This is a genomic window from Micromonospora sp. NBC_00362 (assembly GCF_026342155.1).
Lineage (GTDB): Bacteria > Actinomycetota > Actinomycetes > Mycobacteriales > Micromonosporaceae > Micromonospora > Micromonospora hortensis.
Window position 1 is genome coordinate 799771 of sequence record NZ_JAPENH010000001.1, and the last position, 20392, is coordinate 820162.

At 72.3% G+C, this 20392-nt stretch carries 16 protein-coding genes; 10 read left to right on the forward strand and 6 right to left on the reverse strand.

Features of this window, described 5'->3' with window-relative positions:
• Positions 1–152: 152 nt before the first annotated feature.
• Positions 153–3866, forward strand: a complete 3714-nt coding sequence (locus OG992_RS03440; RefSeq protein WP_266302319.1) for a S8 family serine peptidase — start codon at positions 153–155, stop codon at positions 3864–3866.
• A gap of 61 nt (positions 3867–3927) precedes the next feature.
• Here OG992_RS03440 and OG992_RS03445 read toward each other — a convergent pair whose 3' ends face one another.
• From OG992_RS03445 to OG992_RS03460, 4 genes are all read right to left on the reverse strand, one after another.
• Positions 3928–6009 (reverse strand): penicillin acylase family protein, encoded by a 2082-nt coding sequence (locus OG992_RS03445; RefSeq protein ID WP_266302320.1) that lies wholly within the window; start codon positions 6007–6009, stop codon positions 3928–3930.
• Entirely contained in the window at positions 6006–6830 is an 825-nt protein-coding gene (locus tag OG992_RS03450) for an ABC transporter ATP-binding protein (RefSeq protein WP_266302321.1), read from the reverse strand. Before OG992_RS03450 ends, OG992_RS03445 begins: the two co-directional genes overlap by 4 nt.
• Positions 6831–6859: 29 nt before the next feature.
• Positions 6860–7888 (reverse strand): iron chelate uptake ABC transporter family permease subunit, encoded by a 1029-nt coding sequence (locus OG992_RS03455; protein ID WP_238685146.1) that lies wholly within the window; start codon positions 7886–7888, stop codon positions 6860–6862.
• A gap of 76 nt (positions 7889–7964) precedes the next feature.
• A complete protein-coding gene (locus OG992_RS03460) occupies positions 7965–8993 on the reverse strand; it encodes an iron ABC transporter permease (RefSeq protein WP_266305138.1) in 1029 nt (342 codons plus the stop codon).
• Positions 8994–9150: 157 nt separating this feature from the next.
• Here OG992_RS03460 and OG992_RS03465 point away from each other — a divergent pair, with 157 nt between their 5' ends.
• From OG992_RS03465 to OG992_RS03495, 7 genes are all read left to right on the forward strand, one after another.
• Positions 9151–10182, forward strand: coding sequence for an ABC transporter substrate-binding protein (locus OG992_RS03465; protein WP_238685147.1), 1032 nt, complete (start codon positions 9151–9153; stop codon positions 10180–10182).
• A gap of 4 nt (positions 10183–10186) precedes the next feature.
• Positions 10187–11044 (forward strand): siderophore-interacting protein, encoded by an 858-nt coding sequence (locus OG992_RS03470; RefSeq protein ID WP_266302322.1) that lies wholly within the window; start codon positions 10187–10189, stop codon positions 11042–11044.
• 98 nt (positions 11045–11142) lie between these two features.
• Complete coding sequence (locus tag OG992_RS03475; protein WP_266302323.1) at positions 11143–12681, forward strand: aspartate aminotransferase family protein; 1539 nt, start codon at positions 11143–11145, stop codon at positions 12679–12681.
• A 61-nt stretch (positions 12682–12742) separates the two neighbouring features.
• Complete coding sequence (locus OG992_RS03480; protein WP_266305139.1) at positions 12743–14020, forward strand: lysine N(6)-hydroxylase/L-ornithine N(5)-oxygenase family protein; 1278 nt, start codon at positions 12743–12745, stop codon at positions 14018–14020.
• The gene (locus tag OG992_RS03485) at positions 14017–14625 is read left to right on the forward strand and encodes a GNAT family N-acetyltransferase (RefSeq protein WP_266302324.1); all 609 of its coding nucleotides are present in this window, start codon (positions 14017–14019) and stop codon (positions 14623–14625) included. Before OG992_RS03480 ends, OG992_RS03485 begins: the two co-directional genes overlap by 4 nt.
• Positions 14622–16472 carry an IucA/IucC family siderophore biosynthesis protein gene (locus OG992_RS03490; RefSeq protein ID WP_323181774.1) on the forward strand — a complete coding sequence of 617 codons (1851 nt, stop codon included), beginning with the start codon at positions 14622–14624 and terminating at the stop codon, positions 16470–16472. The genes OG992_RS03485 and OG992_RS03490 overlap by 4 nt, the downstream gene beginning before the upstream one ends.
• 48 nt (positions 16473–16520) lie before the next feature.
• Positions 16521–17021 (forward strand): DUF1772 domain-containing protein, encoded by a 501-nt coding sequence (locus OG992_RS03495; RefSeq protein ID WP_266302325.1) that lies wholly within the window; start codon positions 16521–16523, stop codon positions 17019–17021.
• 34 nt (positions 17022–17055) lie between these two features.
• Here the strand turns inward: OG992_RS03495 and OG992_RS03500 are convergent, their stop codons facing one another.
• Entirely contained in the window at positions 17056–17529 is a 474-nt protein-coding gene (locus OG992_RS03500; RefSeq protein WP_238685153.1) for a MarR family winged helix-turn-helix transcriptional regulator, read from the reverse strand.
• A gap of 137 nt (positions 17530–17666) precedes the next feature.
• Between OG992_RS03500 and OG992_RS03505 the strand changes: the two genes are divergently transcribed.
• Positions 17667–18227, forward strand: a complete 561-nt coding sequence (locus OG992_RS03505; protein WP_266302326.1) for an NADPH-dependent FMN reductase — start codon at positions 17667–17669, stop codon at positions 18225–18227.
• Between the two features lie 134 nt (positions 18228–18361).
• On the forward strand, positions 18362–19642 hold the full coding sequence (locus OG992_RS03510) for an MFS transporter (protein ID WP_266302327.1): 1281 nt from the start codon (positions 18362–18364) through the stop codon (positions 19640–19642).
• 224 nt (positions 19643–19866) lie between these two features.
• Here OG992_RS03510 and OG992_RS03515 read toward each other — a convergent pair whose 3' ends face one another.
• Positions 19867–20352 (reverse strand): GNAT family N-acetyltransferase, encoded by a 486-nt coding sequence (locus OG992_RS03515; protein WP_266302328.1) that lies wholly within the window; start codon positions 20350–20352, stop codon positions 19867–19869.
• Between the last annotated feature and the right edge of the window lie 40 nt (positions 20353–20392).

Sequence of the window (20392 nt, forward strand, 5' to 3'; positions counted from 1 at the left end):
GTGCAAGATCGACGCGGGTGGTGAGAGGCAACGTGGGGCACGCGTGGCGGGGTTGCGCCATGGCGTAAGTGCGCCGGGGTGCGGTGCGCGGTGGGGGTGGGCTCTGCGTCGATGCTGTGGTGCGTACCACTTCTCGACACAAAGAGGTCATCGTGGCTCTGTCTCACCGGCGCCGCCGATCCGGGCTGATCGCCCTCGGCGCCGCCCTCACCCTGGCGGCCGGGTTCACCCCACCCGGCGCGGGAGCGGCCGCCGCCCCGCCGAACAACCCCGACCGACCGGCGGGTCAACCCCCGGCCGCCGCCGGACGCGCGTCCACCGTCACCCTGATCACCGGTGACACCGTCACCGTCACCACAGCGGCGGACGGCAGCACGGTGTCGACAGTGCGCCGGCCGGACGGCAGCACTCCCAGCTTCCACCGCACAGTGCGCGACGGCGACACCTACGTCTACCCGGACGCCGCGCTGTCCTATGTGACGAGCGGTGTGCTGGACCGGCAACTGTTCAACGTCACCGACCTCATCGCCGACGGTTACGACGACGCGCACACCGACGCGCTTCCGCTGATCGTCACGATGACCGACGCGGCGGCCCGCAACCGCACCCGCCCCACCGTCGACGGCGCCGAGCTGGTTCGACAGTTGGACAGCGTGCAGGGCGCGGCGCTGACCCGCCAGCGTGCCGCCGCCGACCGGTTCTGGACCGCGCTGACCGCCGGTTCGACCCGGCGTACGGGTGACGCCCCGACCCTGGCCAACGGCATCGCCAAGGTCTGGTTGGACGGTCGGGTGCACGCGGACCTGGCCGAGTCCACAGCGCAGATCGGCGCGCCGAAGCTGTGGGCCGAGGGCAACACCGCCACCGGTGTCGACGTCGCGGTGCTCGACTCGGGTGCGGACGCCGAACACCCGGATCTCGTCGGGCAGATCGCCGAGTCCAGCAGCTTCGTGCCCGAGGAGCCCGACATCCTCGACTACAAGGGCCACGGCACACACGTCGCCTCGACGATCGCCGGCACCGGCGCCGCGTCCGGTGGCGCCGAGCGGGGCGTCGCCCCCGGCGCCCGCCTGCACATCGGCAAGGTGCTCAACAGCGAGGGCAGCGGACAGAACTCGTGGATCATCGCCGGCATGGAGTGGGCGGCCCGTGAGCAGAAGGCCCGGGTGGTCAGCATGAGCCTGGGCGGTGAGGCCACCGACGGCAGCGACCCGATGAGCCAGGCGGTCGAGCGACTCAGCGCCGAGACCGGCGCCCTCTTCGTGATCGCCGCCGGCAACAGCGGCCCGGCCACCATCGGCAGCCCGGGTGCCGCCAACTCCGCGCTCACGGTGGGCGCCGTCGACGCCACCGACCACCTCGCCGACTTCTCCAGCCAGGGGCCACGCGCCGGCGACGGCGGGCTCAAGCCCGAGATCACCGCCCCCGGCGTGGACATCCTGGCGGCCCGCTCGCACCTCGTGCGGGGCGGCTCCGGCGACTACACGCTGATGAGCGGCACGTCGATGGCCACCCCACACGTGGCCGGCACGGCCGCGCTGGTCGCCGCCGCACACCCGGACTGGACCGGTCAGCGGATCAAGGAAGCGCTGGTCAGCACGGTCAAGGCCACCCCCGAGTACACCCCCTACGAGGCGGGTGCCGGCCGGGTCGACGCGGTCGCCGCCGCGCACGCCACAGTCTTCGCCACCCCGAGCGCCTACTCCGGCTTCCAGGCGTGGCCGCAGCAGCCGGGCACGAGCGTCGACCGTACGGTCACCTACACCAACCTCGCCAGCGCGTCGGTCGAGCTGAAGCTGGCCCTCGACGCGGCCACCGCGCCGGCCGGACTGTTCGCGCTCTCCGCCGACCGGGTCACAGTGCCCGCCGGCGGCACCGCCACCGTCACGGTGACCGCCGCGTACGACAAGCTGCCGGTGGAGAAGCAGGTCAGCGGCATGATCGTCGCCACCGACGACACCGGCGCGGTGCGCGGGCGCACCCTGATCGGCGCCGGCAAGGAGGGCCAGCGGCAGAACCTGACGCTGGTCGCCAAGGACCGCGACGGCAAACCGCTCGTCGGCAAGGTCATCCTCACCGCCGACACCCTGTTCACCGCCGTGGACCTGCCCGAGAGCGGCACCGCCACGCTGCGGCTGCCGGTGGGAAGCTGGAACGGTTGGATCTCCGCGGACGTGCGCGGCGCGCACGGGCCGCACTCCAAGGGCATGGCGATGCTCAGCTTCACCGACGTGAACCTGGACCGCGACCGCACCGTCACCCTGGACGCGCGGGCCGCCCGACAGGTGCAGGCCCGGGTGCCGCAGGAGGCCACCGCCAGCGCGCTGCGGATGGACATCCACCGGTCCACGAAGAACGGTCTCACCGAGAGTCAGGTGCTGCCCGACGACTCGTACGACAGCATGTGGGCGTTGCCGACGAGCCGTCCGGTGACCGACGGCGAGTTCGAGTTCGGTGCTCGGTGGCGGCTGGAGCAGCCGGCGTTGACCGTTTCGGCGGGCGGTCGCTCGTACGACGATCTGTTGGTGAAGCGGGCTACCCCGGCGCTGCCGGCCGGTCGTCGCCAGCTGGACGCGGTCTACGTCGCCGACGCGTCGGCGACGGGACTGGCCAAGCGTCCGGTCCGGGACCGGGCCGTTGTGGTGCGCCGCAGTGACAGTGTGGACATCGCCACCCAGGCACAGGCCGCAGCGGCGGCCGGGGCGAAGTTGCTGCTCGTGGTGAACGACGGCGTCGGTCGGCTCCAGCCGTGGGACGAGGCACCGTGGAGCCCGGAGAGCCCGGCCCCGGTGACAGTGGCGACCCTCGGCGCCGACGAGGGTGGGCAGCTCATCGCCGCGCTGGAGCGGGGCGCGGTGCGGCTCACCGTCGAGTCGCATCCGGAGACCACCTACCTGTACGACGTGGCGCACCACTGGACCGGCACGGTGCCGGCCGACCCCACCTACCGGCCCACGAAGCGGCAGCTGGCCCGGGTCGACGTGGAGTTCCGCAACTACCGGCAGGGCAAGGCGCTGGAGTTCCGTACCGACGTCTGGCGCGGCTGGGCGTCGAGCAACCAGGAGCCGGCCCCGGCGCAGGGCCGACGCACCGACTGGGTGAGCGCCGACCAGCGGTGGATCGACGACGCGTTCATCGCCGGCGAGACCGGTCAGCACCTGATGGCGGTCGCCACGTACCCGGCCAGCAAGCCGAGCGCCGTCACCTGGTTCGGGCCGATCCAGCGACCCCGGATGGGCGGCAACTACGTGCCGGTCCGCTACCTGGACACCGTCTACCTGCCCGCGCCCGGCTGGGGCGACGGGGGCGGACACATCGGTGAGGCGTACGCGAACTACGACATGGTCAACCGGACCACCCTCTACCAGGGCGACAAGGAGCTGGACTGGGGTAACGCCGAGTACCTCCAGGTCTCCGGGCTGGCGGGGCAGCGACTGCCGTACCGGCTGGTGGTGGAGAACGACAGGGCCGCGTGGACCAACCCGTACTCCCGGCAGACCCGCACCGAGTGGGGCTTCCACTCGGCGGTCACCGGGGAGGAGTCGGCCGAGGTGCTGCCGATGATCCAGCTCGACTACCAGGTGGCCATCGACTCCGCCGGCAAGGCGTCGCGGCGGGCACCGTTGACAGTTGTCGCCTCCCACCTGCCCGACGTCACGGGCACGATCGGCGCGGTGACCGTCGAGGTGTCCTACGATGACGGGGCGACCTGGCAGAAGCAGCGGCTGACCCGGCACGGCGACGGCTGGCGTACCTCGTTGGCGGCACCGGCGAAGGCCGGCTTCGTGAGCCTGCGCACCACGGCGCGGGACACCGCCGGCAACACCGTGAGCCAGAGCATCAGCCGGGCGTTCGGCCTGCGCTGACAGCACTGCGGCCGGCCGCCGCTCGGGATGCGCGAAACACCCCGAGCGGCGGCCGGTGCCGTCAGTGGCGTTCCTCGGCGAGTTGGTCCCAGTCCGTCACGACCGGCAGCAGGTCGCCGCCCAGCCAGGCGGCGCTCTGATCGTCGTGGTGTGGGTCGCCGGGAACCCCGCAGGCGCCCAGCGGGACGACCCAGCGGCTGTCCGAGCGGCGGGCCAGGTCCCAGACGAAGCGCGCCGCCGGCCCCCGGAAGCACCAGTGGGTGACCCCGGGCACGCTGGAGGTGGCCAACACGCAGTCGTGGTCACCGTCGAGCCGGGGACCGGGCCCGGTGTCCGGGCCGGGCAGGGCCCGCCACGCCGCCAGCCGGTGCAGGTCCCCCCAGGGCACCGGCTCGGCCGCCGCGTCGGCGACCTCCTCGGCCGCCGCGCGTACCAGTGCGGTGATGTCCACATCGGGCAGGGGGGTCGCGCCGAGCAGGTGCTCCAGCGCGTGACCGACGCGCGGCGTCAGCGCCAGCCAGGGCGCGAACACCTCGGGGTACGCGGGCAGCTCGGCCAACGCGGCCAGCGCCGGGTGGGCGGCGATCCGGCGTACGACAGCCGCCCGCAGGATGGCGTAGGCCGCCGCGTCCGTGCTGTCGGCGGCCATCCGGCGATCCCAGCGTAGTAGTCGCTCACGCAGCGCGCCGGCGGCCGGACCGAGCCCCGTCGACTCGGCGAGGACTGCCAGCAGCGGCCCGGCCGAGCCCAGGTACGTGTCGGTGTGCACCGAGGCCATCTCGTCGGCCGTCCAGGCCGGACGGGCGTCGAGCAACTCGGCGATGCGATGCGCCCGGTGCGGTGGGGCGAACTCCACCCCGAGTGGCGCCGCCAGCCCGCGCTCGTTGGCCATCACCGAACGACCGACCACCTTGGCACGGGGCATCGGCGCGTGCCAGCCCTGCCAGGCGTACGCGGCGTCCCATCCGGGGACCACCCGCCGGCCGTTTTCGGGGTGTCGTACCGGCACCGCGCCGGCGACCCGGTGCAACAGCCCTCCGGCGGTGTCCGCCGCCTGCACCACGTTTACCGGCTCCACCCAGTGCCGCAGCGCGTGGTCCACGTCGGCCACGGTGCGGGCGCGCAGCAGCTCCGGCAGCGTCGCGAAACCGAGGTCACCCCGGACCCGGGGCGGGTAGCGCAGGCTGACCGCCGTCCCGTCGTCCGGCCCACCGGCGATCACCGGACCACTGTCGGTCTCCACCACCTCGACCTCGACCGGGTCGGCCCCGGCCACCTCGATCGTCTCGACGTGGCGGTGCGCCGGTCGCCAGCCGTCCGGGCCGAGCGCCTGCACCCGGGGGCCGTCGCGGCGCAGCCGCTCCGCGTACACGTCCTGGTAGTCGGCCATCGCATTGGTGATCGCCCAGGCCACTCCGCCGGTGTGCCCGAAGTGCGCGATGCCCGGCACTCCCGGCACCGCCAACCCGACCACGTCGTACTCCGGGCAGGCCAGCCGGATCTGCTGGTAGACACCGGGATCCTCGATGAACCGGTGCGGATCACCGGCGAGCAGCGCGGCCCCGGTGCCGGTGCGCTCGCCAGCCAGCAGCCACCCGTTGCTGCCGGCCACGGCCGGCCCGTCGGTGGCGAACAGATCGACCGCGTCCGGCCCGAGCCGCTGCGCCACGTGCTCGCGCCAGAGCTTACCGGGGAACCCGGCGAACAGGATGTGGTGGCCCAGCCAGACCGCGAGCGGCGTCCACGGCTCCCACCGACCCGGGCGCAGCCCGGTGGCGGCGAACTCCGGTGACCGGGCCGCCCCGGCGGCGAGAGCGGCGTTGACGCCGTCCACGTAGGCGCCCACCCACTCGGCGGTCGCCGGGTCCAGCGCGGCGTGGCAGCGGCGTGCGGTGTCGTCGAGCCGGACCTGCCGGACGAACCGGTCCCAGTCGAGCGCGTCGGGCCCGAGGAACGCCGCGCTGGTGCCCTGGGCGCGGTGCCGTTCCACCTCGATCTGCCAGGCCCTGTCGTACGCGGTCACCCGGCCCTGCGCCGCCGCCAGCGTGAGCGGGTCGTCGGCCCGCAGGTGCGGCACTCCCCACGCGTCGCGGAAACGCCGCTCGCCGCCGTGCTTGCTGGTTCGCTCGCTGTGCTCGCTCATGCCGGCTCCGGGACCACTGTGGTGGCGCGGCGTCGGGCCGCGGGGACGACCAGCGGGGTGCCCGTCTCCGGGTCGTCGATCACCCGGCAGGGCAGCCCGAACACCTCCGCCACCAGCTCGGCGGTGACCACCGACGCCGGCTCCCCGGCGGCCACCACGCGTCCGTCGCGCATCGCGATCAGGTGGGTGGCGTAGCGGGCCGCGTGGTTCAGGTCGTGCAGCACCGCGACAAGGGTGCGGCCCTGCTCCTCGTGCAACCGGGCGCAGAGGTCCAGGATCTCGATCTGGTGGGCGATGTCGAGGTACGTGGTCGGCTCGTCGAGCAGCAGCAGAGGCGTCTGCTGGGCCAGCGCCATGGCGATCCAGACCCGCTGCCGTTGCCCGCCGGACAGCTCGTCCACCGCCCGGTCGGCGAGGTCGTCGACCCCGGTCGCGACCATCGACTCCTCGACCACCCGTTCGTCCTCGCGGGACCACTGCCGCAGCAGCCCCTGATGGGGGTAGCGACCCCGGGCGACCAGCTCGGCGACGCTGATGCCGTCCGGTGCGATCGACGACTGCGGCAGCAGGCCGAGCGTACGGGCCACAGTACGGGCCGGCAGGTCGTGAATGTCCCGCCCGTCCAGCAGCACCGCACCGGCGCTGGGGCGCAGCATCCGGGACAGGGCGCGCAGCAGCGTCGACTTGCCGCAGGCGTTCGGCCCGATGATCACGGTGAAGGACCTGTCGGGCACCGCCACTGTCAGGTTCTCGGCGATGGTGCGCTGGTCGTAGGCGAGGGTCAGCGCGGTGCCGCCGAGTCGGGAATCGCCGGATCGCATGGGTGCTCCTTCGAGGGCGTCACTGGTGTTCACAGCCGGCCCGCCCGACGTTCCATCGCCAGCAGCCAGACCAGGTAACCGCCGCCGATCACGCCGGTCACCACGCCGACCGGGAGTTGGTGCCCGGCGAACGCGCGCTGCGCCACCAGGTCGGCCCCGACCAGCAGCGCCGCGCCGACGGCCATCGACGGCAGCAGGTTCGGGCCCGGGGCCCGGGTCAGTCGTTTCGCCACGTGCGGGGCGACGAGCGCCACGAACGACACCGGCCCGGCGGCGGCCGCCGCGAACGAGACCAACAGCACGGCGGCAGCGAGCAGCACCAGGCGCAGCCGGCGCACCGGCACGCCCAGGCCGCTGGCCGCGTCGTCGCCCAGCTCCATCATCCGCAGCGCCGGGGCGCAGCCGACGAGCACCAGCGGCGCCACCACGACCAGGACGGCGAGCAGCGGCCCGGCGTTGGCCCAACCCCGCCCGTCCAGACTGCCGGTGAGCCAGAGCACCGCGCGGGCGGCTTCCATCAGGGGCGCCCGGGTCAGCAGGTAGCCGTTGACACCGGTCAGGATCGCGGACACCCCGATGCCGACCAGGATGAGCCGGAAGCCGTGCACCCCGCGCCGCCAGGCGAGCGCGTAGATCACCAGACCGGTGCCGAGACCACCGACGACCGCCGCGCCGGCCAACGCCAGGCTGCTGCCGCCGAGGACGACCACCACCAGCGCCCCGGTCGACGCCCCCTGGGTGAAGCCCAGGATGTCCGGGCTGCCCAACGGGTTGCGGACCAGCGACTGGAACACGGTGCCGGCGAGAGCCAGGGCCGCACCGACCAACAGGGCGGTGACCAGCCGGGGCAGGCGCAGCTCGAGCACGATGAACTGCTCGGCCACGGTGCCACCGCCGGTGAGCGTGCGCAGCACGTCCGCCGGCCCCATCGGGTAGTCACCACTGCCCAGGGCCACCAGACCGAAGCCGGCCGCGAGCACCGCCGCGCCAGCCCCGACGCCCAACGCGCGGGGCCGGAACCGCAGCGACAACCCCCATGAAGTACGAATGACAGTCACGCCATCGCTCCGCTTCGCTGCGCGCTGGCGCGACGCGCCACAATCCTGAGCCTGCCGGTTCGCTCGCTCCGCTCGCTCACGGTCGCGCCACCGGTCGGCGGCTGACCAGCCACAGGAAGAGCGGGCCGCCCAGCACAGCGGTCACCATGCCGGCCTGGAGTTCTCCGGGGCGGCCCAGCACCCGGCCGAGGACGTCGGCGCCGAGCAGCAACGCGGGCGCGAGCACCGCGCAGTACGGCAGCAGCCAGCGCAGGTCCGGACCGGTCAGGGCGCGGACCAGGTGCGGCACGAGCAGCCCGACGAAGACGATCGGCCCGCACGCGGCGGTCGCCGCGCCGCAGAGCAGGGTGACGGCGACGATCACGGCGGCGCGGATCAGCGCGGGGCGAGCGCCGAGGGCTCGCGCCGCGTCGTCGCCGAGCGCCAGCGCGTTCAGCGGACGGGCGGCACCGAGCGCGACCAGCAGCCCGATGAGGATGAACGGCAGCACCCGGGTCACCGTCGCGGAGTCCGCGCTGGCCAGTGAGCCGACCGTCCAGAAACGCAGCCGCTCCAGCGACGCGGTGTCCAGCAGCATCACCGCGCTCACGTAGGAGTAGAGGGTCGCGTTGAGCGCCGCCCCGGCCAGCGCGAGTCGGGCCGGGGTGGCGCCGCGTCCGCCGCCGACGGCGTAGACGAGCGCGGTCACCGCCGCCGCGCCGAGCAGCGCGAACCAGACGTACCCGCCGACGGCGGTGACGCCCAGGAACGCGGCGGCGGTGGCGACGGCCGCGGACGCGCCGGCGTTGATGCCGAGCAGCCCGGGGTCGGCGAGTGGGTTGCGGGTGAGGGCCTGCATGACCGCGCCTGCCACGCCGAGGGCGGTGCCGGCGAGCAGCCCGAGCAGGGTGCGGGGCAGGCGCATCCGGTGCACCACCGCGTACTCGGTGGCGTCGCGGTGCAGCAACCCGGACCAGACGTCGGCGAGCGGCATGGCCTTCGCGCCGACCGCGATGCTGAGCACCACGATCACCGCGAGCAGTGCGACGGCGGCGACCAGGCCGGCGGCGCGGGCCGCCCGACGGCCACGCCGGCCCGGGGGTACGGCCGTTTCCCTGGCTGGCACGGGCGGTGCCGGTCGGGTGACGGTGGGTGTGGCGTCCAGTGTGGGCTCCGGGGTGGTGGCGACACGACGTACCGCTGTTGACAATGACCGAGGTTAGGCTAACCTAACCCCGCTGCCCTGGTCGACCCCGGCCAACCCTTGATCGAAAGACAACACCATGCCCGATGCCCTGTCCGCCCGCCGCCTCTCCCGCCGCGGCCTGCTGGCCGCCGGTGGCGCTGCCACGCTGGCCACCCTGCTCGCCGCCTGTGGCAAGGACGACGCCGCGAAGCCCGCCGCCGGCAACGGAAGTGGGCCCTGGTCGTTCACCGACGACCGCGGCACGAAGGTCGAGGCGGCGGCCCGTCCGGCCCGCGTGGTGGCCTTCACCGGCGTGGCGGCGGCCCTGATCGATTTCGGTCTCGACAAGCAGCTGGTGGGCGTGTTCGGTGAGACCAAGCGCGCCGACGGCACGGCCGAGCCGCAGGCCGGCGACCTGAACGTCGAGGGCGTCGAGATCCTCGGCAACGTGTGGGGCGAGTTCAGCCTGGAGAAGTACGCGGCGCTGCGCCCCGAACTGCTGGTCACCCACATGTACGACCCCGACGCGCTCTGGTACGTGCCGGACGAGAGCAAGGCCAAGATCCTCCCGCTGGCGCCCAGTGTGGCGATCACCACCGCCCGGGTGCCGATGACCAAACCCATCGAGCGGTACGCGGCGCTGGCCGAGTCGCTCGGCGCGGACCTGTCCGCGAAGAAGGTCACCGACGGAAAGGCCCGCTTCGACGCCGCCGCCGAGGCGGTCCGGGAGGCGGTCAAGGCCAACCCCGGGATCAAGGTGATGGCCTGCTCCGGCAGCCCGGACCTCTTCTACGTCTCCAACCCGAAGGTCAGCACCGACCTGATGTACTTCGCCGAGTTGGGCGTCGACATCGTGGTCCCCACCAAGCTCGAAGCCGGCGACTACTTCGAGGCGTTGAGCTGGGAGAGCGCCGGCAAGTTCCCGGCCGACCTGATCCTGCTGGACAACCGCAGCACCACCCTGCAGGCCAAGGACCTCACCGCCAAGCCCACCTGGCAGCAACTGCCGGCGGTCACTGCCAACCAGGTGAGCCCCTGGGACGCGGTACCCCGCTTCTCGTACGCCGGCTCCGCGCCACTGCTGGAGAACCTCGCCACCGCCATCCGGAACGCGAAGAAGGTCAGCTGACGCCATGAGTACGAGCGCCGCACCGATCGCCTCGCAGTACCGCTTCTACGCCGCGCACGTCGTCCGGGCCCACCGGGTGGGCGCCTCGCTGATCCGGGTCACGTTCGGTGGCGCGGAGCTGGCCGACTTCGCAGGCGGCGGCCGGGACCAGAGCGTCTCGCTGTTCTTGCCACACCCCGGGCAGCACGCCCCGGTGGTCCCGGTCGAACAGGGCGAGGACTGGTTCGGCGGCTGGCGGGCACTGCCGGCGGACGTCCGCGCCGTGCTGCGCTCGTACACCATCCGGGAGCACCGCCCGGCCGACACCGAGATCGACATCGACGTCGTCAGCCACGGTGACACCGGCCCCGCCTCCCGCTGGGCGGCCCTGGCCGGCCCCGGCGACCGGGTGCTGCTGCTCGGTCCGGCGGTGCCCGACAACCGCAGCGTCTGCTTCCGCCCGCCGGACGGCACGGACCTCGTGCTGCTCGCCGCCGACGAGACCGCGCTGCCGGCCACCGAGGGCATCCTGGCCTGGCTGCCCGCCGGCACCCGGGTGCGCGCCTGGATCGAGGTGCCCGACGCCGCGGACATCACCGACCTGCCCACCGAGGCCGACGCCGAGATCAGGTGGATCGTGCGGGGCAGCACACCGCCCGGCAGTGACCTGCTGGTCAGCTCCCTTCGTGCCGCCCGGCTCCCCACCGGCAGCGCCCCGTACGCCTGGATCGCCGGTGAGTCCGGCGTGGTGCGGGCGCTGCGCCGGCACCTCGTCGACGAGCGCGGCTTCGACCGCCGGAGGGTGACCTTCGCCGGCTACTGGCGACGCGGACTATCCGAAGAGGACCTGCGTGCCGAGGCGCTTGCCGGCGCCACCGCCTGACTGACGACCCCAACCGATCGGCAGCACTGCCCCGAGGCGCACCGCCGCGCCGGGGAGGGTTCCGGCTGCCCCTCGTCGAGAACGTGGAAGGACATTCCGTGACCGTGCCGACGTACCCCGTCGAGACCACCACGCCGCCACCGGCGTCAACCGCCGCGCGGGCCCAGCTGCTGCACGGCGGCTCGGTCGAGCAGTACCGCCGGACGATCGCCGACGGCGTCGACCGGGTCGCCCGCCGCGTGGCCACTGTGGACCGCCCCGGCACCGGAATCACGCCGGCCGAGCTGGCCCCAGTGGTCGACCGGGTGGACCTGGACCGTCCGCTGGGCGACGCCGGCGCCGCACTGGACGAGCTGGAGAACGTCTACCTGCGCGACGCCGTCTGGTTCCACCACCCCCGCTACCTGGCCCACCTCAACTGCCCGGTGGCCATCCCGGCACTGCTCGGTGAGGCGGTGCTCACCGCCGTGAACTCCTCACTGGACACCTGGGACCAGAGCGCCGGGGCCACCCTCATCGAGCGCCGGCTGGTCGACTGGACGGCCGAGCGGATCGGCCTCGGCCCCCTCGCCGACGGCATCTTCACCAGCGGCGGCAGCCAGTCCAACCTCCAGGCGCTGCTGCTGGCCCGGGAGGAGGCGTGCGCCGACGCCATCGGCCCGTCGGCGCGCGCCGAACTGCTGCCCCGGTTGCGGGTGCTCACCTCCGCCGCCGGTCACTTCAGCGTGCAGAAGTCGGCCAAACTGCTCGGCCTCGCCCCGGACGCGGTGATCGCGGTACCCACCGACGCCCGGCGACGGATCCGGCCGGCCGCCGTCCGTGAGGAGATCGCCCGGTGCCGGCAGGCCGGGCTGGTGGCGATGGCCGTCGTCGGGACGGCAGGAACCACCGACTTCGGTTCGATCGACCCGCTGACGGACCTGGCCGGGATCTGCGCGGCAGCCGGCGTGTGGCTGCACGTGGACGCCGCGTACGGCTGCGGTCTGCTCGTCTCGCCGACGCGCCGGCACCTGCTCGACGGCATCGAGCGGGCCGACTCGGTGACCGTCGACTTCCACAAGTCGTTCTTCCAACCGGTCAGCTCCAGCGCGCTGCTGGTTCGCGACCGGCGGACGCTGCGGCACGTCACCTACCACGCCGACTACCTCAACCCGGCCCGGATGGTGGAGCAGCGCATCCCCAACCAGGTCGACAAGAGCATGCAGACCACCCGCCGGTTCGATGCGCTGAAGCTCTGGCTCACCCTGCGGGTGATGGGCCCGGACGCGCTCGGCGGGCTCTTCGACGAGGTCGTCGACCGGGCCGCCGACGCCTGGCGACTGGTCAGCGAGGATCCGCGCTTCGAGGTGGTGACCCGCTCGGAACTGAGCACAGTGGTGTTCCGCTACCTGCCCACCGGCCCCGGCCGGGAGTTGGCCGACGCCGCCAACCTGCACGCCCGGGAAGCCCTCGCGGCGTCCGGTCTCGCCGTGGTCGCCGGGACCCGGGTGGACGGCCGGCACTTCCTGAAGTTCACACTGCTCAACCCGGAAACCACAGTCGACGACGTCGGGTACGTGCTCGACCTGATCGCCACCCATGCCGGCCAGTACGTGCACGACCACGTCGACGCCGACCTGACCTGCCCCGTCGGCTGACGCCGATGAACCTGCCCTGTCGGCTGACGCCGTGACCACGAACCCGCGCCTGGAGACCTCGATGTCCACCCACGACTTCATCGCCATCGGGTTGGGCCCGTACAACCTGGGTCTCGCCTGCCTCACCGCGCCGATCGACGAACTCGACGGCGTGTTCCTGGAGGCCCGGCCGAGCCTCGCCTGGCACCCCGGCATGCTGCTGGAGTCGGCCCGGTTGCAGACCCCGTTCATCGCCGACCTGGTCAGCCTCGCCGACCCGACGTCGCCGTACTCCTTCCTCAACTACCTCAAGGAGATCGGCCGGCTCTACCCGTTCTACATCCGGGAGAGCTTCTACCCGCTGCGCAGCGAGTACGACGCGTACTGCCGGTGGGCGGCGGCGAAACTGCCGAACCTGCGCTTCGGCCAGAGCGTGACCACTGTGGAGTACGACGCCGCCGACGAGCGGTACGTGGTGCGGGCCAGCACGGGCACGGGGGAGACCGTGGAGTACCGGGCCCGGCATCTGGTGCTCGGCACCGGCACCCCGCCGCACCTGCCCCCGGCCGTGGCCGACCTGCCGGGCGACGCCGTGCACAACTCCCACTACCTGGAGCACCGTTCGGCGCTGCGCGCCAAGCGCAGCATCACAGTGGTGGGCAGCGGGCAGAGCGCCGCCGAGATCTACCACGACCTGCTCGGTGACATCGACCGGTACGGCTACCAGCTCAACTGGGTGACCCGGTCGCCGCGGTTCTTCCCGCTCGAATACACCAAGCTGACGCTGGAGATGACCTCACCGGACTACGTGGACTACTTCCACGCGCTGCCCGAGGCGACCCGCTACCGGCTGGAGTCCGAGCAGAAGGGCCTGTTCAAGGGGATCAACGCCGACCTGATCAACGACATCTTCGACCTGCTCTACGCGCACAGCGTGCACGGGCCGGTGAACACCCGCCTGCTCACCAATACCGAGCTGGTCAGCGCCGAGCACCAGGACGGGCAGTACACGCTGGGGTTGCGTCAGGTGGAGCAGGAACGCGACTTCGCCCTGCGTACCGAGGGGTTGGTGCTGGCCACCGGCTACCACTACCGGGTGCCGGAGTTCCTCACGCCGGTGTCAGACCGGATCCGCTGGGACGCGCACGGCCGCTTCGACGTGGCCCGCAACTACAGCATCGACCACAGCGGGCGGGGCATCTTCCTGCAGAACGCGGGCACCCACACGCACAGCATCACCTCACCGGACCTGGGCATGGGCGCCTACCGCAACTCCTGGATCATCAGCGAGCTGCTCGGCCGGGAGCACTACCCGATCGAGAAGAGCATCACCTTCCAGGAGTTCGGGGTGTCGTCGTGACCAGCGTCTTCACCCGCGTCGACGAGGGGCTCGGTGAGTTCGCGCTGCGGCCGCTCGATCCGGACGCCGACGCGGCGCTGTTGCACACCTGGGTGACCCACCCGAAGGCGGCGTTCTGGATGATGCAGGACGCCGACCCGGCCCAGGTCACCGAGGAGTACCGGCGCATCGCCGAGCACCCGCACCACGACGCGTACCTCGGCCTGTGGCGGGGGAGTCCCGCCTTCCTCGCGGAGCGCTACGACCCGGCCCACGTCGAGCTGGTCGGCCTGTACGACCACCAGCCCGGTGACGTGGGCATGCACTTCCTCTGCGCGCCGGTCGACGCGCCGGTGCACGGCTTCACCCGGGCGGTGATCGGCACCGTCATGGCGTGGCTCTTCGACGACCCGACGACCCGACGGGTGGTCGTCGAACCGGACGTGCGCAACACCGCCGTGCACGCGCTGAACGCCGCCGTCGGCTTCACCGTCGTCGGCCCGATCGCCAAGCCCGAGAAGGGCGCGCTGCTCAGCGTCTGCACCCGAGCACAGTTCCAGGCCGCCGCCGACAGCGTCGCCGCCGACCGCGCCGCTGCCACCCGAACCGAAGGAGCCCCGGCGTGACCACCACCGCCGTCCCCACCCACCCGCCCGTCGCCGCCGCCGCGCACAACGCCTCCGGCGACCCGGTCGGGCACCTCACCCCGCAGCGCTGGGCCAGGGCCAACCGACTGCTGGTCCGCAAGGCGCTCGCCGAGTTCACCCACGAGCGGCTGCTCACCCCGGAGGCCGTGGCCGGCCCCGACGACCGGCAGTGGTACGAGGTCCGCAGCGACGACGGCACCGTCACCTACCGGTTCGCGGCGCGGGTGCTCGCCCTGGCGCACTGGCAGATCGACGCGGACAGCATCACCCGACACCGCGACGGCACCTCCCTGGCCCCGGACGCGGTGGACTTCATCGTCGAACTGCGCGACACCCTCGGGCTCTCCGCGCGGGTGCTCCCGGTCTACCTGGAGGAGATCACCTCGACGCTGGCGGGTACGGCGTACAAGCTGGCCCAGGCCGCGCCGAGCGCCGCCGAGCTGGCCGAGGCCGACTTCCAGACCATCGAGACCTCGATGACCGAGGGCCACCCCTGCTTCGTGGCGAACAACGGCCGGCTCGGCTTCGGCGTCGACGAGTACCACCGGTACGCCCCGGAGGCCGCCGCGCCGGTGCGGCTGGAGTGGCTGGCCGCGCACCGGGACCACTCGACGTTCAGCAGCGCCGCCGACCTCGACTACGACACGCTGATCGAGAGCGAGCTGGACGCCGAGACCCGGGCCCGGTTCGCGGCCACGATGGCCGATCTCGGGCTGGACCTCGCCGACTACCACCTGATCCCGGCGCACCCGTGGCAGTGGTGGAACAAGCTGGCGGTCACCTTCGCCGGGGAGCTGGCCGAGCGGCGGCTGGTGCACCTCGGCCCCGGGCCGGACGTGTACCTCGCCCAGCAGTCCATCCGTACCTTCTTCAACGTCAGCGAGCCGAGTCGGCACTACGTCAAGACCGCGCTGTCGGTGCTGAACATGGGCTTCATGCGGGGATTGTCGGCCGCGTACATGGAGGCCACCCCGGCGATCAACGACTGGCTGGCCGACCTGATCGCCGCCGACGAGGTACTGACCGGCACCGGCCTGACCGTCATCCGGGAACGGGCCGCTGTGGGTTACCGGCACCGGCAGTACGAGGCGGCCACCGAGCGCACCTCCCCGTACCGCAAGATGCTTGCCGCCCTGTGGCGGGAGAGCCCGGTGCCCGAGCTTGAGCCGGGGCAGCGACTGTCCACCATGGCCGCGCTGCTGCACGTCGACGACGAGGGCGGCTCACTGGCGGCGGCGCTGATCACCCGGTCCGGCCTGGCGCCCGAGGTGTGGCTGCGTCGCTACCTGGACGCCTACCTGACCCCGCTGCTGCACAGCTTCTACGCCCACGACCTGGCGTTCATGCCGCACGGCGAGAACGTCATCCTGGTCCTCGACGAGCAGGACACCGTCCAGCGGGTGATCTTCAAGGACATCGCCGAGGAGATCGCGGTGATGAGCGACACGGTCGAGCTGCCGGCGGCGGTGGAGCGGATCCGCGTCGAGGTGCCCGACGACACCAAGCTGCTGACCATCTTCACCGACGTGGTGGACTGCTTCCTGCGGCACCTCAACGCGGTCCTGGTCGAGGCCGGCGTGCTCGCCGAGGACGACTTCTGGCGAACTGTCGCGGCCTGCGCCGCCGACTACTTCGACCGGGTGCCGCACCTGGCCGAGCGGGTCCGCCACTACGACCTGTTCGCCCCGGAGTTCACGCTGTCCTGCCTCAACCGGCTACAGCTGCGCAACAACCAGCAGATGATCGACCTCGCCGACCCGTCGGCGGCGCTCCAGTTCGTCGGCACCCTCACCAACCCGCTCGCCGCCCACGCTCCGGCCCGGTGACCGCTATCGCGTTTGGTCAGCGCGCACGCCAACGGGTGCAATAGGAGGATGGGAGTTCTGAGTACCGCCAGCCTGTTCGCCGCCACACTGACCACCGGCCTGACCGCCGGGCTGTTCGCCGCCTTCGCGTACGCGGTCATGCCGGGTCTGGCCCGCACCGACGACCGGACGTTGGTGCTCGCCATGCGGCGGATCAACGAGTCGATCCTCAACCTGTGGTTCGCTGTGTGCTTCGGCGGCGCGCTGCTGTTCACGCTGCTGGCGGCGGCGCTGCACCTGGGGGCCGAGCGTCGGGCGGTGCTGCCGTGGATCGTCGCCGGGCTTCTGCTGTACCTGGTGGTGCTCGGCGTCACCGCCGTGGTCAACGTGCCGCTCAACAACGTGCTGGCCCGCGCCGGCGACCTCGACGACGCCACCGACCTCGCGGCGCTGCGGGCGCGCTTCGAGGTCACCTGGGTACGCGCCAACGTGGTCCGCGCCGTCGCGTCGACAGGCGCCTTCGGGTTGTTGGCGTGGGCGCTGGTGGCCGAGGGCCGGCTGCTCGGCTGAGGCCGGATGAGCGACCGACCGGGCCGGCGTCGGCTCAGTCGGTGGGCTCTGCCGTGCCGGCCCCCTGGAACGCGCGGGCCAGCTGGGCGAGGTCGAAGCCCTCGAAGTGCTGGAGGAACCGGCGGCGTACGGCGGCCAGGTGACTGGGCCAGGATTCCTGTAGGCGGGCGTAGCCCGCGTCGGTGAGGACGGCGTTCCAGCCGCGCGCGTCCTCCTCGCACCGTTCCCGCCGGACCAGGCCCTGCGTCTCCAGCCGGATGATTGTGCGGGTCATGCCGCTGAGGGAGAGGTGGCAGAGCGCGGCGAGCTCGTTCATGCGCATCCGCCGGTCTGGTGTCTCGGAGAGGTTCATCAGCGCGGTGTACTCAGTGAGCGGTAGCTGACGGTCACCGACCATGTCCGCGTCGATCGCGCGGGGCAGGACGTGCATCACCTGGCCCAGGGCGCGGACCAGGGATTCCTCTTCTGAGGTGAGGGGTTGCGGCGTCGCTGCGGAGGGGTTGGACATCCTCCTATCATACTTGTTTGACTGAGCAAGTGCTTACCCTCCGTGTGATCACGCCCATAGGCAACATATTTGCTTGACCAATCAAGCAGCGGTTAGCGTTCCGGTCGTCAGGCAAGGACCTCTGAAAGGCGCCACACATGACCAGGATCGGGATCATCCTCGGAAGCACCCGCCCGGGGCGTAACGGCGAGGCCGTCGCCCGCTGGGTGCTCGATATCGCCAAGCAGCGCTCCGACGTGGAGTACGAGCTGATCGACCTGCTCGACTACCAGCTGCCGCACCTCGACGAGGCGTACCCGCCCTCGATGGGCCAGTACACCCAGCCGCACACCAAGCGGTGGGCCGAGACGATCGCGTCGTTCGACGGGTTCGTCATCGTCACCCCCGAGTACAACCACTCGACCTCGGGCGCCCTGAAGAACGCCATCGACTTCCTCTACGCCGAGTGGAACAACAAGGCCGTCGGCTTCGTCAGCTACGGCTCGGTCGGCGGGACGCGCGCCGTGGAACACCTGCGTCTGATCTCCGGTGAGCTCCAGATGGCCGACGTGCGCTCGCAGGTCGCCCTGTCGCTCTTCACCGACTTCGAGAACTTCAGCGTCTTCAAGCCCAATCAGTTCCACCAGGACTCGCTGACCGCCACGCTCGACCAGGTGGTGGCCTGGAGCACGGCGCTCGCTCCGCTGCGCAAGGCCTGAGCGTCTCGCGCCTGTCGGAAACGGCCGTGGGGGATCCCACGGCCGTTTCCGGGCGTTCAAGCACCGTCTCGGCTCACCGTGTCGCAACGCCCACGGCCAGCGTCGGAGGGGGTGCGTTCACTACCCTTGGCGCGATGAGCCGATCCGCCGCCGCTGGTCGGGCTCCGCTCTGGCGGGACCGGACCTTCGGCACGTACTGGGTCGCCCAGTCGCTCTCGGCGGCCGGCGACTCGTTCGCCTTCCTGGCGGTGCCGCTGCTGGTGCTCCAGGCGACCGGGTCGGTGGCGCGGATGGGCCTGCTCACCGCCGTCGCGGGCGCGGCGTCCGTCGTCGCCGGGATCTTCGGTGGGGTGCTGGTCGACCGGTACGACCGCCGCACCCTGATGGTCGTGGCGGATCTGACCCGGCTGGTGCTCTACGCAGTGGTGCCACTGGCGTGGCTCGCCGGCCCGCAGGTCTGGCTGCTCTTCGTCGTGCTGCCCATCTGCGAGGCGGCCGGCATGCTGTTCCAGGTCGCCGCGGTGACAGCGATCCGCAACCTCGTGGACTCCGACCGGATCACCGAGGCCAACGGCCGGTTGCAGGCGACGTACGCGGCGGCGGCCGTCCTCGGGCCGCTGCTCGCCGGTGTGGTGGCGGCCCGTTTCGGCCCGGCCACCGCCATCGCCGTCAACGCGGTGAGCTTCGCGCTTTCGGCGGCCGGCCTGTGGCTGATTCGACTGCGCCCCGTCCAGGTGGACGAGGGAGTGGCCCGGCAACGCCCGCTGGCCGAGTTCCTGGCCGGGGCACGGTTCCTGTGGCGGCAACCCGTGCTGCGCGCGCTGACCGTCCTGTTGTCGGTCTTCATCTTCCTCACCTACGGCTTCGTCGACGTGTTGATCTACCACGTCACGCACGACCTCGGCGGCTCCGAGGGCACCGTCGGCACGGTGCTCGGCCTGGCCGCGCTGGGTACTGTCGCCGGCGCGCTGCTGGTGGCGCCGCTGCGCCGCCGTCGCGGCTTCGGCCCCACCTGGATCGGCGCGCACGCGATCTGCGGTTTCGCCGTGGCGGGGGTCGGCATCGCCACCACAGTGCCCGCTGTCACCACGCTGACCGCCGTGTACCTGTGCTGTCTCAGCGTCGGCGGGATCTGTTCGATGTCCCTGCGCCAGGAGATCACCCCCGATCACCTGCTGGGCCGGGTCACGTCGGCGTTCTGGAGCACGCACTACGCCCTCGGTCCGGCCGGCGCTGTCGTGCTGACCTGGGCCGCCGGCCGCTACGGTGCTCCGGCGGTGACGCTCGCGGCGGGCGCGGGATGCCTGCTGGTCGCGGTCGGCGGCCTCTTCACCCCGATCCGCCGAGCCGGCGCGGAGCCGGCCGCCGGGCAGCCCGGACTGCGCCCGGCCCCGGCCGGCGGCACCGCTGGTTGAGACGGCGGCACCGTTGGTGGGGAGCGGCGGCACCGTTGGTGGTGACGGCGGCACCGTTGGTGGAGACGCTTTGGAGCTGATGTCGTAGACGATTCAGGCGGTGGGGGCGCTCCAGGCGGTGGGGAAGATCCGGACGGCCCGGCCAGCGGCCGATTCGTTTGTGACATCAGCTCCAAAGGCGCCGACCACCACTGTGGCCTCCTGAGCGAGCGGACCGGGCGCGGTCAGAACTCCTGGTACACCACGTGCAGGCCGACCCGGCCGAGGGTGGGGTGACGGAACGCGCCCGGCACGGTGCCGATCACCGCAAAGCCCTCCCGCAGGTACAGCCGCACCGCAGAGGTGTTGCTCTCCGCCACGGCGTTGAACTGCATGCCGGCGTACCCCTGCCGGCGGGCCCAGGTGAGGGCGTCACGGCACAACGCGGTGCCCACGCCCCGGCCCCGCGCGTCGGCGGCGACCATGAAGCTGGCGGTGGACACGTGCGCGCCCGGCCCGGGCCGGTTGGTGCCCATCTTCGCGGTGCCGAGCACCCGCTCACCGTCGACCGCCACGACGGTCCGCCCCGGCGGTGCCTCGACCCACATGCCGTACGACTGCTCGGCGGTCATCGCCGGGTCGTAGGGGAACGTCTCCTGTGCCCGGATCACCTCCTCGATGATCGGCCACACCTGGGACCAGTCCCGGTCGACGAACTCCCGAATCAGCACCTGGGGAGGTTAGGCCCCGGCAGGAGCCCCGGACAATCCG

Coding starts and splice junctions, on each gene's coding strand:
- OG992_RS03445 (WP_266302320.1), bottom strand. CDS start 6,009: ATGAGCGAGCACAGCGAGCGAACCAGCAAGCACGGCGGCGAGCGGCGT.
- OG992_RS03495 (WP_266302325.1), top strand. CDS start 16,521: ATGGGAGTTCTGAGTACCGCCAGCCTGTTCGCCGCCACACTGACCACC.
- OG992_RS03500 (WP_238685153.1), bottom strand. CDS start 17,529: ATGTCCAACCCCTCCGCAGCGACGCCGCAACCCCTCACCTCAGAAGAG.
- OG992_RS03465 (WP_238685147.1), top strand. CDS start 9,151: ATGCCCGATGCCCTGTCCGCCCGCCGCCTCTCCCGCCGCGGCCTGCTG.
- OG992_RS03510 (WP_266302327.1), top strand. CDS start 18,362: ATGAGCCGATCCGCCGCCGCTGGTCGGGCTCCGCTCTGGCGGGACCGG.
- OG992_RS03470 (WP_266302322.1), top strand. CDS start 10,187: ATGAGTACGAGCGCCGCACCGATCGCCTCGCAGTACCGCTTCTACGCC.
- OG992_RS03480 (WP_266305139.1), top strand. CDS start 12,743: ATGTCCACCCACGACTTCATCGCCATCGGGTTGGGCCCGTACAACCTG.
- OG992_RS03505 (WP_266302326.1), top strand. CDS start 17,667: ATGACCAGGATCGGGATCATCCTCGGAAGCACCCGCCCGGGGCGTAAC.
- OG992_RS03450 (WP_266302321.1), bottom strand. CDS start 6,830: ATGCGATCCGGCGATTCCCGACTCGGCGGCACCGCGCTGACCCTCGCC.